Annotated in this window: 22 protein-coding genes; 15 read left to right on the forward strand and 7 right to left on the reverse strand. The window is 59.9% G+C overall.

All coding sequences use genetic code 11. The annotated features are described in order from the left end of the window. Positions 1 to 120 precede the first annotated feature (120 nt). The 3 genes from J2046_RS13215 to J2046_RS13225 all read left to right on the forward strand — a co-directional run bounded on the left by J2046_RS13215 (position 121) and on the right by J2046_RS13225 (position 1,391). Positions 121 to 765, forward strand: a complete 645-nt coding sequence (locus J2046_RS13215) for a TetR/AcrR family transcriptional regulator (protein ID WP_210052455.1) — start codon at positions 121 to 123, stop codon at positions 763 to 765. A gap of 123 nt (positions 766 to 888) precedes the next feature. Beyond that, the gene (locus J2046_RS13220) at positions 889 to 1,059 is read left to right on the forward strand and encodes a hypothetical protein (protein WP_210052457.1); all 171 of its coding nucleotides are present in this window, start codon (positions 889 to 891) and stop codon (positions 1,057 to 1,059) included. Then, complete coding sequence (locus tag J2046_RS13225) at positions 1,056 to 1,391, forward strand: DUF6105 family protein (protein WP_210052459.1); 336 nt, start codon at positions 1,056 to 1,058, stop codon at positions 1,389 to 1,391. Before J2046_RS13220 ends, J2046_RS13225 begins: the two co-directional genes overlap by 4 nt. Here the strand turns inward: J2046_RS13225 and ruvX are convergent. Continuing rightward, a complete protein-coding gene (gene ruvX / locus J2046_RS13230; RefSeq protein WP_210052461.1) occupies positions 1,325 to 1,822 on the reverse strand; it encodes a Holliday junction resolvase RuvX in 498 nt (165 codons plus the stop codon). The genes J2046_RS13225 and ruvX overlap by 67 nt on opposite strands. A 126-nt stretch (positions 1,823 to 1,948) precedes the next feature. On the opposite strand from ruvX, the gene J2046_RS13235 reads away from it, so the two are divergent. From J2046_RS13235 to J2046_RS13255, 5 genes are all read left to right on the forward strand, one after another. After that, positions 1,949 to 2,650, forward strand: coding sequence for a metal-dependent hydrolase (locus J2046_RS13235; protein ID WP_210052463.1), 702 nt, complete (start codon positions 1,949 to 1,951; stop codon positions 2,648 to 2,650). Between the two features lie 109 nt (positions 2,651 to 2,759). After that, positions 2,760 to 3,047 carry an Asp-tRNA(Asn)/Glu-tRNA(Gln) amidotransferase subunit GatC gene (gatC, locus tag J2046_RS13240; RefSeq protein ID WP_210052465.1) on the forward strand — a complete coding sequence of 96 codons (288 nt, stop codon included), beginning with the start codon at positions 2,760 to 2,762 and terminating at the stop codon, positions 3,045 to 3,047. Positions 3,048 to 3,102: 55 nt separating this feature from the next. Further along, positions 3,103 to 4,584 carry an Asp-tRNA(Asn)/Glu-tRNA(Gln) amidotransferase subunit GatA gene (gene gatA / locus J2046_RS13245; RefSeq protein WP_210052467.1) on the forward strand — a complete coding sequence of 494 codons (1,482 nt, stop codon included), beginning with the start codon at positions 3,103 to 3,105 and terminating at the stop codon, positions 4,582 to 4,584. A 20-nt stretch (positions 4,585 to 4,604) separates the two neighbouring features. After that, the gene (locus J2046_RS13250; RefSeq protein WP_210052469.1) at positions 4,605 to 5,075 is read left to right on the forward strand and encodes a GNAT family N-acetyltransferase; all 471 of its coding nucleotides are present in this window, start codon (positions 4,605 to 4,607) and stop codon (positions 5,073 to 5,075) included. 25 nt (positions 5,076 to 5,100) lie between these two features. Then, positions 5,101 to 5,376: a hypothetical protein gene (locus tag J2046_RS13255; RefSeq protein ID WP_210052471.1), complete on the forward strand. Its 276-nt coding sequence runs from the start codon at positions 5,101 to 5,103 to the stop codon at positions 5,374 to 5,376. A 48-nt stretch (positions 5,377 to 5,424) separates the two neighbouring features. Here the strand turns inward: J2046_RS13255 and J2046_RS13260 are convergent, their stop codons facing one another. Further along, complete coding sequence (locus tag J2046_RS13260; protein ID WP_210052473.1) at positions 5,425 to 5,682, reverse strand: YjhX family toxin; 258 nt, start codon at positions 5,680 to 5,682, stop codon at positions 5,425 to 5,427. Between J2046_RS13260 and J2046_RS13265 the strand changes: the two genes are divergently transcribed. The 7 genes from J2046_RS13265 to J2046_RS13295 all read left to right on the forward strand — a co-directional run bounded on the left by J2046_RS13265 (position 5,681) and on the right by J2046_RS13295 (position 10,130). Further along, the gene (locus tag J2046_RS13265) at positions 5,681 to 5,839 is read left to right on the forward strand and encodes a hypothetical protein (RefSeq protein WP_210052475.1); all 159 of its coding nucleotides are present in this window, start codon (positions 5,681 to 5,683) and stop codon (positions 5,837 to 5,839) included. The genes J2046_RS13260 and J2046_RS13265 overlap by 2 nt on opposite strands. 152 nt (positions 5,840 to 5,991) lie before the next feature. Beyond that, entirely contained in the window at positions 5,992 to 6,501 is a 510-nt protein-coding gene (locus tag J2046_RS13270) for a GNAT family N-acetyltransferase (protein WP_210052477.1), read from the forward strand. A 77-nt stretch (positions 6,502 to 6,578) separates the two neighbouring features. Beyond that, entirely contained in the window at positions 6,579 to 8,081 is a 1,503-nt protein-coding gene (gene gatB / locus J2046_RS13275) for an Asp-tRNA(Asn)/Glu-tRNA(Gln) amidotransferase subunit GatB (protein ID WP_210052479.1), read from the forward strand. 60 nt (positions 8,082 to 8,141) lie between these two features. Continuing rightward, complete coding sequence (locus J2046_RS13280) at positions 8,142 to 8,648, forward strand: GNAT family N-acetyltransferase (protein ID WP_210052481.1); 507 nt, start codon at positions 8,142 to 8,144, stop codon at positions 8,646 to 8,648. Between the two features lie 25 nt (positions 8,649 to 8,673). Next, positions 8,674 to 9,135 carry a GNAT family N-acetyltransferase gene (locus J2046_RS13285; RefSeq protein WP_210052482.1) on the forward strand — a complete coding sequence of 154 codons (462 nt, stop codon included), beginning with the start codon at positions 8,674 to 8,676 and terminating at the stop codon, positions 9,133 to 9,135. Positions 9,136 to 9,237: 102 nt separating this feature from the next. Beyond that, on the forward strand, positions 9,238 to 9,636 hold the full coding sequence (locus J2046_RS13290; protein ID WP_210052484.1) for an NADH:ubiquinone oxidoreductase subunit NDUFA12: 399 nt from the start codon (positions 9,238 to 9,240) through the stop codon (positions 9,634 to 9,636). Between the two features lie 74 nt (positions 9,637 to 9,710). Continuing rightward, the gene (locus J2046_RS13295; RefSeq protein WP_210052486.1) at positions 9,711 to 10,130 is read left to right on the forward strand and encodes a DUF2155 domain-containing protein; all 420 of its coding nucleotides are present in this window, start codon (positions 9,711 to 9,713) and stop codon (positions 10,128 to 10,130) included. Between the two features lie 4 nt (positions 10,131 to 10,134). Here the strand turns inward: J2046_RS13295 and aat are convergent, their stop codons facing one another. The 5 genes from aat to J2046_RS13320 form a co-directional block, all read right to left on the reverse strand. Then, the gene (gene aat / locus J2046_RS13300) at positions 10,135 to 10,752 is read right to left on the reverse strand and encodes a leucyl/phenylalanyl-tRNA--protein transferase (RefSeq protein ID WP_210052487.1); all 618 of its coding nucleotides are present in this window, start codon (positions 10,750 to 10,752) and stop codon (positions 10,135 to 10,137) included. A gap of 244 nt (positions 10,753 to 10,996) precedes the next feature. Beyond that, positions 10,997 to 12,343, reverse strand: a complete 1,347-nt coding sequence (gene accC / locus J2046_RS13305) for an acetyl-CoA carboxylase biotin carboxylase subunit (protein WP_210052489.1) — start codon at positions 12,341 to 12,343, stop codon at positions 10,997 to 10,999. A gap of 5 nt (positions 12,344 to 12,348) precedes the next feature. After that, a complete protein-coding gene (gene accB / locus J2046_RS13310; protein ID WP_210052491.1) occupies positions 12,349 to 12,816 on the reverse strand; it encodes an acetyl-CoA carboxylase biotin carboxyl carrier protein in 468 nt (155 codons plus the stop codon). Between the two features lie 28 nt (positions 12,817 to 12,844). Beyond that, positions 12,845 to 13,285: a type II 3-dehydroquinate dehydratase gene (gene aroQ, locus J2046_RS13315; protein WP_210052493.1), complete on the reverse strand. Its 441-nt coding sequence runs from the start codon at positions 13,283 to 13,285 to the stop codon at positions 12,845 to 12,847. A 130-nt stretch (positions 13,286 to 13,415) separates the two neighbouring features. Beyond that, entirely contained in the window at positions 13,416 to 14,177 is a 762-nt protein-coding gene (locus tag J2046_RS13320) for a DsbA family protein (RefSeq protein WP_210052495.1), read from the reverse strand. Between the last annotated feature and the right edge of the window lie 169 nt (positions 14,178 to 14,346).

The raw sequence follows: 14,346 nt of genomic DNA on the forward strand, positions 1-14,346 counted from the left end.
GGAGTGTCCGGGAATTCAATGGAGCCGCGCGCAATCCTGTGCATGATCCCTTAAGCCGCTTGCGGGGCCTCGTTGCTCGCATTATCGCGGAATCGGCAACTTGATCGATACAGGCGAAAAATGCTGCAAATCTCCGAAATCACGGCGCATGAAGGTCCGGTCGCAAAGGTGCGTAATCGTGCCGGCACCGAGCGGGCGATTTTCGTCGCGGCGCGTGACCTTCTGGCGGAGCAAGGTTTTCAGGGATTCGGCATCAATGCCGTGGCGCGCCGCGCCGGCTGCGATAAACAACTCATCTATCGCTATTACGGCGGGCTCGACGGCCTGATCGAGGCGATCGGCGCGGATCTCGGCACCTGGGTCAAGGATCGTATCCCGGAGGATACGGGCGGCATGTTTCTGCTGACCTACGGCGATCTGATGGAGAAGCTCTCGATCTATTTCATGGATGCGCTGCGCGACGATCCACTCGTCTGCAAGATCGTCGCCTGGGAGGTTTCCCAGGATACGCCGCAGGTCCGGCGTCTTTCCGAAGCTCGCACCAAGGCGCTCGGCAAATGGCTGGAAAAGATGCGCGGATCGCTGACGCCGCCGAAAGGTGTCGATGCGGCGACCACCAACGCGGTGCTCTTCGCCGCGATCCAGCATCTGGTAATCTCCGCCGCCGTCAGCGGTCAGTTCGCCGGCGTGGCATTGCGCACGAACAAGGACTGGGACAAGGTCGGCAGCGCCATCCGCCGCCTCGTGCGCGCGATTTACGGCTGATCTTTTCCACAGCCCGTCTCCCCCCATTAACCATGCCGACCGGTTTCCGTTGCGGCAATTCCCTGGCCGTCTAAATTCGACATTAACGCATTGTTAACCACGAATTGGCGGGAAACGCTCTAGATGGGAACCCCAATCAGGGATACGGCATTGCTGGTCGTCATGACGACGATCTTCGCAGTGCTGGCGCTCAACATTGCCGTTCCGGCCTTGGTCCTGAGCATCATGGCGCTATCGAGATGGCTCGTGTCGTCGGAGATCTATCCGACAGAACCGAGGGGGAAGACCGCATGAAGTGGTTTTTGATCTTATGGGCGGGGCCTGTCCTGCTGCTGACAAGCTGGTACGGACTATCGTACTACGACATGAGCTTCGGCTTCTTCATGCTGACCCGCCACACACATGACCTTGTCTTCCGGATCTATGGCCATATTCTCGGCATCCCGCCGGAAACAATCCCGCCGCTGGTCGCTCGTGCGATCGCCTTCGATAGCATGATCGTGTTCGCGATCATCGGCTTCCGCAAGCGAAAGGCAATTGCTGCCTGGTGGCGCCGGCGTCAGTCGTCGCGGTCCGTCGACGCCGCTTCGCTGTCGAGCGACGAGAGCCTGTCGAGCGCTCCCTGAAGAATGAAGCTCGCCGCGGCGGAATCGATCCGCTCGGCCCGCTTCGCCCGCGAGACGTCCATTTCCAGAAGCGCCCGCTCGGCAGCGACCGTCGAAAGCCGCTCGTCCCAGAAGACAAAGGGAAGGGCGGTCTTTTCACCCATGGAGCGCACGAAGGCGCGTGTCGCCTGGACGCGCGGGCCGGCCGAGCCGTCCATGTTCATCGGCAGGCCGATGACAAAGGCCGCGACGTTCTCCTTTTCGGCGAAGGTAAGCAGGACCTCCGCATCCCTGGTGAACTTGATTCGCTTGATGACCGGACGCGGAGACGCAAAGCGCCGGCCGAGATCCGACATCGCAAGCCCGATCGTCTTCGTGCCGAGGTCCAGGCCTGCAACGGCCTGCCCGGGTTGGAGGTGCGCGGCCAGTTCCTCGATCGTCATCACTGTCATGTGTTCTTCATTCCTTGGAGCGAGACAGGTTTTGTCCTACCTTCTGTCCCACTTTCCTTTAGCCTCATATCGGCTATCTGTCCTTATCATCCTCAAAACCTTCACACCGTATCGGAGGAACCTCCCATGAAGATCACCTGGCTCGCCCATTCCGCCTTCCGCATTGAAACCGCCAAGGCGAAGATCCTGATCGACCCGTTCCTGACCGGTAACCCGGCATTTGCCGGCCAGGATCCCAAGGCCGCGGCTGAAGGTCTGACGCACATCCTGCTCACCCATGGCCATGGCGATCATGTGGGAGACACGGTGCGTATCGCCAAGGAAACCGGCGCGACCGTCCTTGCCAATTACGACCTCGGCGTCTGGCTGGCGAAGAAGGGCGTCGAGAAGCTGGAAATGGGCAATACCGGCGGTACGATCGATCTCGGCGGCTTCACCGCCACTTTCACGCAGGCGCTGCATTCCTCGGCACAGATCACCGAGGACGGGGTTTCCCATGCTCTCGGCAATCCCAACGGCCTGATGCTGCATTTCGATGACGAGCCGTCCGTCTTCCATATGGGCGACACGGATATCTTCACCGACATGGGCCTGATCAACGAATTGCACCAGCCGGACATCGGCATCGTGCCGATCGGCGACCGCTTCACCATGGGCGGCGCGGTGGCGGCACTCGCCTGTCAGCGCTTCTTCGATTTCAAGCACGCCGTTCCCTGCCATTACGGCCTCCCGGGTGTCGATCAGACGCCTGAAAAATTCGTCAAGGGCATGGAAGGCGCCCGCACCCGCGTGGAGACGCCGGCTCCGGGCGGCAGCCTCAGCTATTGATATTCACCGCCAATCGGCGGACGCGTCTTGAAATAGAGACGCGCTACCTGTTGCGAAGGGCGGGCATGGCCATTATAGCGGAGGGAAAATTTCCCATCGGAGTTATGCCATGTCCGTCGATCTCGCTACCGTAAAACGCGTCGCGCGCCTTGCCCGCATTGCGGTCTCCGAGGAAGATGCCAATCGCATGGTTGGCGAACTGAACGGCATTCTCGGCTTCGTCGAGCAGCTTTCCGAGGTCGACGTGACGGGTGTCGCGCCGATGACCTCGGTGACCCCGATGGAGATGCGCAAGCGGACTGACAACGTGACGGACGGCGACAAGGCCGCCGATATCGTCGCCAACGCGCCGGCCACCGACCACAATTTCTTCCTGGTGCCGAAGGTCGTCGAGTGAGCGCTGAATAGCGCTGTCGAACCCTTTTCATGCATTCGAACCTTCTGAAGAGACCATGACCGAACTCACCAGCCTCACCATTGCCGAAGCCCGCGAAAAGCTGAAGGCCAAGGAATTCACCTCCGTCGAGCTGACGAAGGCCTATCTCGACGCGATCGACGCCGCCAATGGGGTTCTGAATGCTTATATCGCCCTGACGCCCGAAAAGGCGCTGGAGATGGCGAAGGCCTCCGACGCGCGCCGCGCCGCAGGCAAGATCGGCGCGCTGGAAGGCATTCCGCTTGGCATCAAGGATCTCTTCGCCACCCGCGACGTTCACACCCAGGCCTGCTCGCACATCCTCGACGGCTTCCAGCCGAAATATGAATCGACCGTTTCCCAGAACCTCTGGGATGACGGCGCCGTCATGCTCGGCAAGCTCAACATGGACGAGTTCGCCATGGGCTCCTCCAACGAGACCTCGCATTACGGTGCGGTGATCAACCCCTGGCGCGCCAAGGGCTCCAATCAGCAGCTCGTGCCGGGCGGTTCCTCGGGCGGCTCGGCTGCGGCCGTCGCCGCGCATCTGTGCGCCGGTGCGACCGCCACCGATACGGGCGGGTCGATCCGCCAGCCGGCCGCCTTTACCGGCACCGTCGGCATCAAGCCGACCTATGGCCGCTGCTCGCGCTGGGGCATCGTCGCCTTTGCCTCCTCGCTCGACCAGGCCGGCCCGATCGCCCGCGACGTCCGCGACGCTGCGATCATGCTGAAGTCTATGGCGAGCGTCGATCTGAAGGACACGACCTCCGTTGATCTGCCTGTGCCGGACTACGAGGCCTCCCTCGGCCAGTCGCTCAAGGGCATGAAGATCGGCATTCCGAAGGAATATCGTGTCGACGGCATGCCGGAGGAGATCGAGGCGCTTTGGAGCCAAGGGATTGCCTGGCTGAAGGATGCCGGCGCCGAGATTGTCGACATCACCCTGCCGCACACCAAATACGCCCTGCCGGCCTACTACATCGTGGCGCCGGCGGAAGCCTCCTCGAACCTCGCCCGCTACGACGGCGTGCGTTACGGCCTGCGTGTCGACGGCAAGGACATTATCGACATGTACGAGAAGACCCGCGCCGCCGGTTTCGGCCAGGAGGTCAAGCGCCGCATCATGATCGGCACCTATGTGCTTTCGGCCGGCTACTATGACGCCTATTATCTGAGGGCTCAGAAGGTCCGCACGCTGATCAAGCGCGATTTCGAGCAGGTCTTCGAAGCTGGTGTCGATGCGATCCTGACGCCTGCCACCCCGTCTTCGGCCTTCGGTGTCGCCGACGAGAACCTCGCCTCAGATCCGGTGAAGATGTACCTGAACGACATCTTCACGGTGACGGTCAACATGGCCGGCCTGCCGGGCATCGCCGTCCCCGCCGGTCTCGACCACAAGGGCCTGCCGCTCGGTCTGCAGTTGATCGGCAGGCCGTTCGAGGAAGAGACGCTCTTCCGTACCGCCCATGTCATCGAGCAGGCCGCCGGAAAATACACGCCGGCCAAGTGGTGGTGACGGGTTTCACGATCCGAAAGATGGCCGCCGCCGACCATAAAATGGTTGGCGAAGTCGGCTTTGCAGCCTGGTCCGCGAGCGATGCATTCGAGGATAGCTATCTCGATCCCGCGGTGACCGCCCGCGTACAGCATGAATTTGCGATCTTTCCCTCTCAGGTCGAGGGGAGCATCTTTGTCGCGGAAACGCGCGGCGAGATTGTCGGTTGGACGGCGCGTGAAAATGCACCGGATTATGTCTCCGATCTTTGGGTACATCCGGACCATCAGGGCAGGGGCATCGGCAGGGCATTGCTCCTCCACCTGTGCGATTTGATGGTGACCGAAAGCGTGGTGACGGCGCGGCTCGATACACATGCCCGGAATACCGGAGCTATCCGGCTTTACGAGCGTTGCGGCTTCGTCATTATCTGGCGTGGTCGCGAATATTCCAAGAGCATGGGCGTCGAGCTCGAAAAGGTGCATCTGGAAAAGACGCTGATCAGCGGATAGGCAGGAGCCGAGGAGGAGGCGTTTCATGGCAAATGACGATCTCGCACGATTGGTCCAGGCGTTCGGCAGCCTCGCCGCCAATGGTTTCGTTATGGGTGCGGAATGGCAGGCCGTCCACGAAATCTGCCAAGCCCACGAAGGTGAACCGTTGTTTGATTGGGGCCATGCCCTTTGTCACCGCATCGAAGGCGACGACCGGAATGCCGACTATTGGTACCGCCGTGCCGGCAAAAGGCACGCCGCAGGCACAGTGGCCGAAGAATGGTCGGCGATGAAGGCAGAGCTTTCGGCTCTCATCTGATGAATATCGGGCCGCGCGCCGATCACGACGCGCGGCCGGCCTCCTCTATCATCGATTGTCCTGCTCGGCTCTCACCAGCACCAACCCCCGTTCGGTGATGCGATAGGGCTTGCCGCCAACCGATCTGATTGCCTTCTTCTGCTTGAGCTTGCGGAAGGTGGTGAGGTTGATACCGGAGAACACCCAGCCTTCGCGGGTGAAGAGCTGAAGCTTCTCGATCTTGCGGTTCTCGTCGCGGCTGATTTCGATCCTGCCGCCCTGGGCGAGCAGGTGGAGAATGCGCTGTTCGGCGCGGGAAATATCCATGAGTTCTGATGTCCGGATAAGTGCCCGTAAAGGCACACAAAAACATGCCGGCGCCGGAAAGGCGTCGGAACTCTTGTTTTTGTCTGGGCCGGTGCGCCTGTTCGGGCGGCCGGCCCCTTACCGGGGCTCTCTTGAAGAGAACATCAAAACTCCATGAAGCATATCGTCCAAATGCGGAGGCGGCTTCGTTACGGAATCGCAGCTAAGCCCGTTTTCCCCAGGCGTCAAGCGCCCCAAGGCGATGGATGGCAGGTTGTGCTGGTAAAAGCGCAGACTCAGTGCTCTACTTGCAGTGCAACAGGGGAAAACATGGCCACTATTCGCAATGCGCGTGAAGACGAGGTGGATATCCTGGCGGAAATCGGCTTCCGCGCTTGGGAAAAGGCGATGAATTCCATCGGCGAGATGACCGACATGCGTTTGAACGCACGGGCCGCCTTCCAGAATTTCACGCGCTCCTCATGGCTCACCATTACCGTCATCGAACAGGGCAGCACCGTGGCCGGCTGGGCGGCGCGGGAGAACCTCGATGAACTGATCTCCGATTTCTGGATCGACCCGGTCTTCCAGGGCCACGGGCTGGGCAAGGCTCTGCTGGAGGAGGTCGAGGGCGAGATCGTCCATCAGGGATTCGAGATCGCCCGCGTCGAAACCCATGCCCAGAACGCGGAGGCCGTCGGCTTTTTCGAGAAGCAGGGCTATTCGATCAACTGGCTCTCGGTCGTCTATTCCCCGAAGATCGATCGCGACGTCCAGTCGGTCGGACTGTCGAAGCGGCTCGTGGCGGAAGCGCCGGATACCTACGGCCCGGGCTTCTGACCCCCCTTTAAGCTTGCACCGCACCGCCATTTGCTCTACCTCCAGAAAACTCAATCAAGACCATTCACGAGCATCCGATGACCATTGTCGACGTCCGCACGCCTGATCCGAAACGCTTGATTCCCGGCGCCACCGGCGATTGGGAAGTCATCATCGGCATGGAAGTGCACGCCCAGGTTCTCTCCAATTCCAAGCTCTTTTCCGGCGCGTCGACCGAATTCGGCAAACCGGCGAACTCCAATGTCTCGCTCGTCGATGCGGCGATGCCGGGCATGCTGCCGGTCATCAACGAGGAATGTATCAAGCAGGCGGTCCGCACCGGCCTCGGCCTGAAGGCTGATATCAACAAGCGCTCGGTTTTCGACCGCAAGAACTATTTCTATCCGGACCTGCCGCAAGGCTACCAGATTTCCCAGTACAAGGATCCGATCATCGGCGAGGGCAAGATCGTCATCTCGCTCGGTCCGGATCGTCAGGGCCAGTTCGAGGATATCGAGATCGGTATCGAGCGCCTGCACCTGGAACAGGATGCCGGCAAGTCGATGCACGACCAGCATCCGACCATGTCCTATGTGGACCTGAACCGTTCGGGTGTGGCGCTGATGGAGATCGTCTCCAAGCCCGATATGCGCTCGTCCGACGAGGCCAAAGCCTACATGACCAAGTTGCGCTCGATCGTGCGCTATCTCGGTACCTGCGACGGCAATATGGACGAGGGCTCCATGCGGGCCGACGTGAACGTCTCCGTGCGCCGTCCGGGCGGCCCCTTCGGAACGCGCTGCGAGATCAAGAACGTCAACTCTATCCGCTTCATCGGCCAGGCGATCGAATACGAGGCACGCCGCCAGATCGGCATTCTGGAGGAGGGCGGTACGATCGATCAGGAAACTCGCCTGTTCGATCCGGGCAAGGGCGAAACCCGCTCCATGCGTTCCAAGGAGGAAGCGCACGACTATCGTTATTTCCCCGATCCGGATCTCCTGCCGCTCGAATTCGACGATGCCTTTGTCGAAGAGCTGAAGAAGGACCTGCCGGAGCTGCCTGACGACAAGAAGGCTCGTTTTGTGCGCGAACTCGGCCTTTCCGTTTACGACGCGTCGGTTCTGGTATCGGAAAAAGCGATTGCCGATTATTTCGAGGCCGTCGCCGAAGGCCGCGACGGCAAAACGGCCGCCAACTGGGTTATCAACGACCTGCTGGGTGCCTTGAACAGAACCGGCAAAGATATTGAAGAGACTCCGGTTTCTCCCGTTCAGCTCGGCGGCATCATCGACCTGATCAAGGCCGAGACGATTTCCGGCAAGATTGCCAAGGACCTTTTCGAGATCGTCTGGAACGAGGGCGGAGATCCGGCTGAAATCGTCGAGAAGCGTGGCATGAAGCAGGTGACAGACACCGGCGCGATCGAAAAGGCCGTCGACGAGATCATTGCCGCCAATCCGGATCAGGTCGCCAAGGTGAAGGCGAAGCCGACGCTTGCCGGCTGGTTCGTCGGCCAGGTGATGAAGGCGACCGGCGGCAAGGCCAATCCGCAGGCTGTCCAGGCACTCGTCAAGGCGAAGCTGGGGATCGAGGAGTAAAATTTCTCGATCAAGCTGCAGAGAACGGTTCCGATGAGTCGGGACTGCAGGGAAAATGCCATGGTCTATTTCGTCCGCACTGCGAGCGAGAGGGATGTCGAGCAGGTCCACGCTTTGCTCGGAGAGACGTTTCACGCCACCTACGATCCATTTTATGGAGCGGTTCAGGTGCAGCGAATGGTCGATGCTTGGAATTCTCCAGCAGCGGTCCGCTCGCGTATCCTGAAGAGGGGCGGCGAATTCCTGGTGGCTGACAACGGCAAGGATATCGGCGGCATGGGTTATGCCGCCATGTATCCGAAGATGGCGAAGACCGCGATGCTGCACCAACTCTACGTCAGGCCGTCCTGCCAGAACGAAGGCATCGGGCGAGACATCTTCGCCGAACTTGAGACCTGCTTTCCGGACGCAGAAATCATGCGGGTCGAAGTGGCGTTAAAAAATACTCGCGCGCTTTCCTTTTACGAAAGGCTCGGCTTTTCCGAAGTCGACCGCATGGAGGAATGGGGCGCGCCTAATTCCGGTCTGCCGGCAATCATCATGGAGAAGAGATTGCTGCCGCATTGAAGGCGGCATCAGGAAGAGGGGGTACATGGCTGACGTTACGATCCGCAGGGCAAGGGACTCGGATCTTCATCAACTCATCGCGATCTTTGCGGCAGACGATGTCGGCGGCCATGGCGATACGACGGAGGAGGTTGCCTTCGAGGACTATCTTCGAGCCTTCTACGCGATCGACGCCTCTCAGAACGAGCAGCTTTTCGTGGCGGAGTTCGGCGGCGAGGTGGTCGGCACCTTCCAGATTATCTTCAACCGCACGCTGACGGCGCGCGGCTCGTTGTCAATGATCATCGAAGCGGTCCAGACACGCGCCGACATGCGCGGCAGAGGTATTGGCGCCCGGATGGTCGCCTATGCGGTCGAGGAGGCGAAGCGTCGCGACTGCCGGCTTGTCCAGCTCACCTCCAACATGGCCCGCACGGATGCGCACCGCTTCTACGAGCGACTCGGGTTTGCCAAAAGCCATTTTGGCTTCAAGATGAAGCTCAAATGACGGGTGCGGCATCGGGAATCACTGGACATCAGGCACGGCAGATTGCATAAGCGGTCATATAGCGAATTCCGCTATCCTGTTTGCCAAGTCGACGGAAAGCTCATGAAAAACCTCCTGTTGCAGATCTTCACCTGGTGGAATGGACAGACCATGGGCACGCGGTTCTTCACCTGGCGCCATGGCAAGAAAGTCGGTGAAGACGAATTGGGTAACGTTTATTACGAAGGCCCGATGACCTCTTGGGGCAAGCCGAAGCGCTGGGTGATCTACAACGGTTATGCCGAAGCCTCAGCTATACCGGTAAGTTGGCACGGCTGGATGCACTACCGCACCGACGTTCCACCGACGAAGGAAGACTACAAGCCGCGCGAATGGCAGAAGCCGCACAAGCTGAACCTGACCGGTACACCCTTCGCCTATCGTCCGAAGGGCTCTCTGGCTGCAACCGGCGAGCGCCCTCGCGTGACCGGCGACTACGACGCCTGGACGCCCGGCAACTGACACCTGTTTTGGCCATAATCGCACTCTAGGTCTCGATTCTCACGGGTTGTCGAGGCGGAAGCATGATGGGATTGATGACGGTTTTTCCACGCAAGCAGATTGTCGGCGGCCTGATCGTGCTGGCGGCTGTGCTTGTGGCGGATGGCGTGTCGGCCGCGCGGATTTCCAATCCCGTCGCCGTCTTCAAGGGTATCGACAAGATCACCGGCCGGATTACGACATTCGACGTCTATGTCGATGAAACCGTGCAATATGGCGCTCTGCAGGTGACGCCGAAGGTCTGCTACTCGCGCGACGAGACGGAAGCCCAGAAAGTCGATGGCTTTGTCGAGGTGGACGAGATCACGCTCGACCGCAAGATCCGTCGCATATTCACCGGCTGGATGTTTGCCGACAGCCCCGGCCTCAATGCCGTGGAGCATCCGATCTATGACGTCTGGCTGACGGGATGCAAAGAGAACTCCGACGTTCCGCCGCCGAAAGCGACGAACTGAGTTTTCAGAATTCCTTGTGCGGCAGATCCACCGCGGTCCTGAGCAGCTTGAGATAATCATCCTTGGGAATGTCGATGGCTCCGAATGTCTTCAGGTGCTCGGTGGTGAACTGCGTATCGAGAAGGATGAAGCCTTTGGCCTTCAGACGCTCGACGAGATGAACGAGGCAGATCTTCGAGGCGTTCGTGCGTCTTGAAAACATGCTCTCGCCGAAGAAGGCCGCGCCGAGCGACACGCCATAGAGCCCGCCGACGAGATGATCGCCTTCCCATGCCTCGACGCTGTGGGCGTGGCCCATGCGGTGAAGGTCGCTGTACAGTTTGCGGATGGTATCGTTGATCCAGGTACTCGGCCGGTCCTCGGCCGGTTCCGCACAAAGTGCAATCACCTGCTCGAAGGCCGTGTCGAAGCGGATGTCGAAAGGTTGTCTGCGGATAGTCTTGGCGAGGCTTTTCGAGACATGGAAACCGTCGAGTGGCAGAATGCCGCGCATCTCCGGCTCAACCCAGAAGATTTCTGGATCCTCAGCGGATTCAGCCATCGGGAAAAGGCCGATGGAATAGGCACGCAACAGGGTTTGGGGAGTAATCGCCGGATAATATCTGCCGCGCCGCCCTGCCATTCAGACCCTTCTCTAGCATTCCTCGGCAAAATTGGTGGCCGATCTTGCGCCTGAAAATGCGATTAAACAACAACCATCTGTTCCGCCGTAAAAACAGATGGTCAGGTCTTGTGGACAATCAGGATTTGGGCCGCGCGGTATGGATATTCAGTCAGTTCCCGTGCGCAGCCCCGAAAATGCTTCGGCATTTTCGGGGAGTATTGCGCGTCCGGACGGCCTGAAACCCGGGACTGTCCAGACGGCCCTAGTGCGTGGGGTCACCGGCCAGATAATGTTCCAGCCAATGAATATCGTAGTCGCCGTTGGCGATATCCGGATTTGACACGAGGTCCTGGAAGAGAGGCAACGTCGTCTTGATGCCGTCCACGACAAATTCGTCGAGCACGCGGCGAAGCCGCATCATGCACTCGACGCGGGTGCGGCCGTGCACGATCAACTTGCCGATCAGGCTGTCGTAATAGGGAGGGATGCGATAACCTGCATAGGCGCCGGAATCGACGCGCACACCAAGACCGCCGGGCGCATGGAAGAGCGTGATCGTGCCGGGAGAGGGCACGAAGGTGCGCGGGTCTTCCGCGTTGATTCGGCATTCGATGGCGTGACCCTGGAAGGTCACGTCTTCCTGCTTGACAGAAAGTCCGCCGCCGGATGCGACGCGAATCTGCTCATGCACGAGGTCGATGCCGGTAATCGCTTCGGTGACCGGATGTTCCACCTGCAGGCGGGTATTCATTTCGATGAAATAGAACTCGCCATTCTCGTAGAGGAATTCGATCGTGCCGGCGCCGCGATATTTCAGCTTCTTCATGGCATCGGCGCAAGTCTGGCCGATCTTCATGCGTTGCTCGACATTGAGGGCGGGGGAGGTTGCCTCTTCCCAGACTTTCTGGTGGCGGCGCTGCAGCGAGCAATCGCGCTCGCCGAGATGGATGGCGTTGCCTTCGCCATCGCCGACCACCTGGATTTCGATATGGCGCGGCTTTTCGAGATATTTCTCCATGTAGACGGCCGGGTTGCCGAAGGCCGCCGCCGCTTCCGAACGGGCGGTACTCACCGCTTCATCGAGGTCGTCCTCGGTCTTCGCGACCTTCATGCCGCGCCCCCCACCGCCGGCCGTCGCCTTGATGAGAACGGGAAAGCCGATCAGCCTGGCGGTCTCCAGGGCGTCTTCAGGCTTGACTTCGCCGTCCGAGCCGGGAACCACGGGAATACCAAGCTCCATTGCCGTCTGCTTGGCCGTGATCTTGTCGCCCATCAGCCGGATATGCTCGGCGGTCGGCCCGATGAAGGTAATGCCATGCGCTTCAAGGATTTCGGCGAACTTGGCATTTTCCGACAGGAAGCCGTAACCCGGATGAACCGCGTCGGCGCCGGTGATCTCGCAGGCTGCGACGATCTGATGGATATTCAGATAGCTTTCGCGCGACGGCGGCGGGCCGATGCAGACGCTCTCGTCGGCAAGCCGCACATGCATGGCATCGGCATCTGCGGTGGAATGGACCGCGACGGTCGCAATCCCGAGTTCCTTGCAGGCACGCAGCACGCGAAGTGCGATTTCACCGCGGTTGGCTATGAGGATCTTGGAAATCATGGGGCTTACTCGATGACGACGAGTGACTGGCCATACTCGACCGGCTGAGCGTCGTTGACCAGGATCTCCGTGACCTTGCCGGATCGCGGCGACGGAATCTGGTTCATCGTCTTCATTGCCTCGATAATGAGGAGAGTTTGGCCTTCCTTCACCGTTGCGCCCACCTCTACAAACGGCCGGGCACCGGGCGCCGGGGCAAGGTAGATCGTGCCGACCATCGGCGCCGTGACGGCGTTCTTGTTGTCCTGAGGAGCGGCGACAGCCGGCGCAGCAACCGCGGCCGGAGCGGGGGCAGGAGCAAAGGCTTGCCCCGCTGCAACCGGCGCCTGAACGTATTGCATCGCACCGGCGCGGGACACCCGGATGCGCAGATCGTCCTGTTCGACTTCGATCTCGGTGAGGTCGGTATCGTTGAGGATGTTCGCGAGGTCGCGGATCAGTCCCTTGTCGATCCCGTTCTTCTTCTCAGACATGGCAAACCCTATTGTTCTGTTTATCTTGTCACGCGGTTATGGATTTCAAGGCGTGCAGCGCGAGTACGTAGCTCGCGGTGCCAAAACCGCAGATCACGCCCTTCACGGCCGGTGCGATCATCGAATGGTGGCGGAACTCCTCCCGCGCATGGACATTCGAGATATGGAGTTCGACCACCGGCACGGAAATCGCGCGGATGGCATCATGCAGTGCGATGGAGGTGTGGGTATAGGCGCCGGCATTGATGGCGATGCCGACGACAGCCTTGTCGCCGGCTTCATGGATCCAATCGACCAGGACACCCTCGTGATTGCTCTGGCGGAAATCGATCTCGAAGCCCAGTTCCCTCCCGGCTGCGATGCAATCGTTCTCTATGTCCTTCAGCGTGCCTCCGCCATAGATGCCGGGTTCGCGCTTTCCCAGCATGTTGAGGTTGGGGCCGTTGAGGACGAAGATCGTTTTGCTCATCAGTAATCTATTGTTCCATCCAGAAATTCAGCGGCCACCTATAGACCGGTGAGACGGCAAGGAAAAGCCCCCGACTTGCCGAAAGCCGGTGCGTCCACTGCAACGAAAGACCGGAGGGAGGAAACCCGCCTCAGCAGGTCGCCTTGCCGCAGGCGCGGACATTGGCGACCTTCGCCTCTATCGCATCGAGACCGACGGCGCCGAAGATCGCCTCATTGCCGACGATATAGGTAGGCGTTCCGGTGATGCCGATGCTGTTCGCAAGCTGGTAGGCCTGCCGCACCAGGTCATCATTCGGGTTTTCCACCATCGACTTTCGGATCGCCGCCTCATCGATGCCGAGGGAGGTTGCTACAGCGATAGCTGTCTCTTCAGAGGCGTGGGCCTGCTCGCCGAGGAGCGCTCGATGGAATTCGGCATATTTCTGCGGTGCAAGCAGGCGAATGGCGTTTGCAACCCGGTGTGCGGCCAGAGAGTCCGGCCCGAGAATTGGGAATTCTTTCAGAATGAAACGGATGTTCTTGTCCTTGCCCAGGATCTCGTCCATGTCGGAGAGCGCCCGCTTGCAATAGCCGCAATTGTAGTCGAAGAACTCGACGATCGTGACGTCGCCCTTCGGATTGCCGAGGGTAATATCGGCCGGCGAGGAGAATATTTCCTTCTTGTTTCCCTCGATGGCCTGGGTGGACTGTGCGACGCGCTGGGCCTGCTGCTTGGCCTCCAGTGCGTTCTGTGCTTCGATCAGGACCTCGGGATTCTGGGTCAGATATTCCCGGATGAATTCACCCATCTCTTTCTTTTGCTGGTCATCCAGCGCGAGGGCCGGCACGGCGGCGGAAAATGCCAGGGCCGCCATCGAACCGGCAGCAAGCGTCTTGAACAGGCGGGTCATCCATATCCTCATCAGTCGGGGCACACGAATCCGGCGCACCATTGTTTCGGTTTGTGCTGAAAGTAAGCCAGTCAGGCCTTTCAAGAAACTGCAAAATCGTTGCCAAGCGGTTTCAGGCGCTTCACAACTGCGTATGCAGGTTCGATCTGCAGCCGCTGGATGCCCCTGA

This window comes from Neorhizobium petrolearium (assembly GCF_017873175.1).
In the GTDB taxonomy this organism is placed as follows: domain Bacteria; phylum Pseudomonadota; class Alphaproteobacteria; order Rhizobiales; family Rhizobiaceae; genus Neorhizobium; species Neorhizobium petrolearium.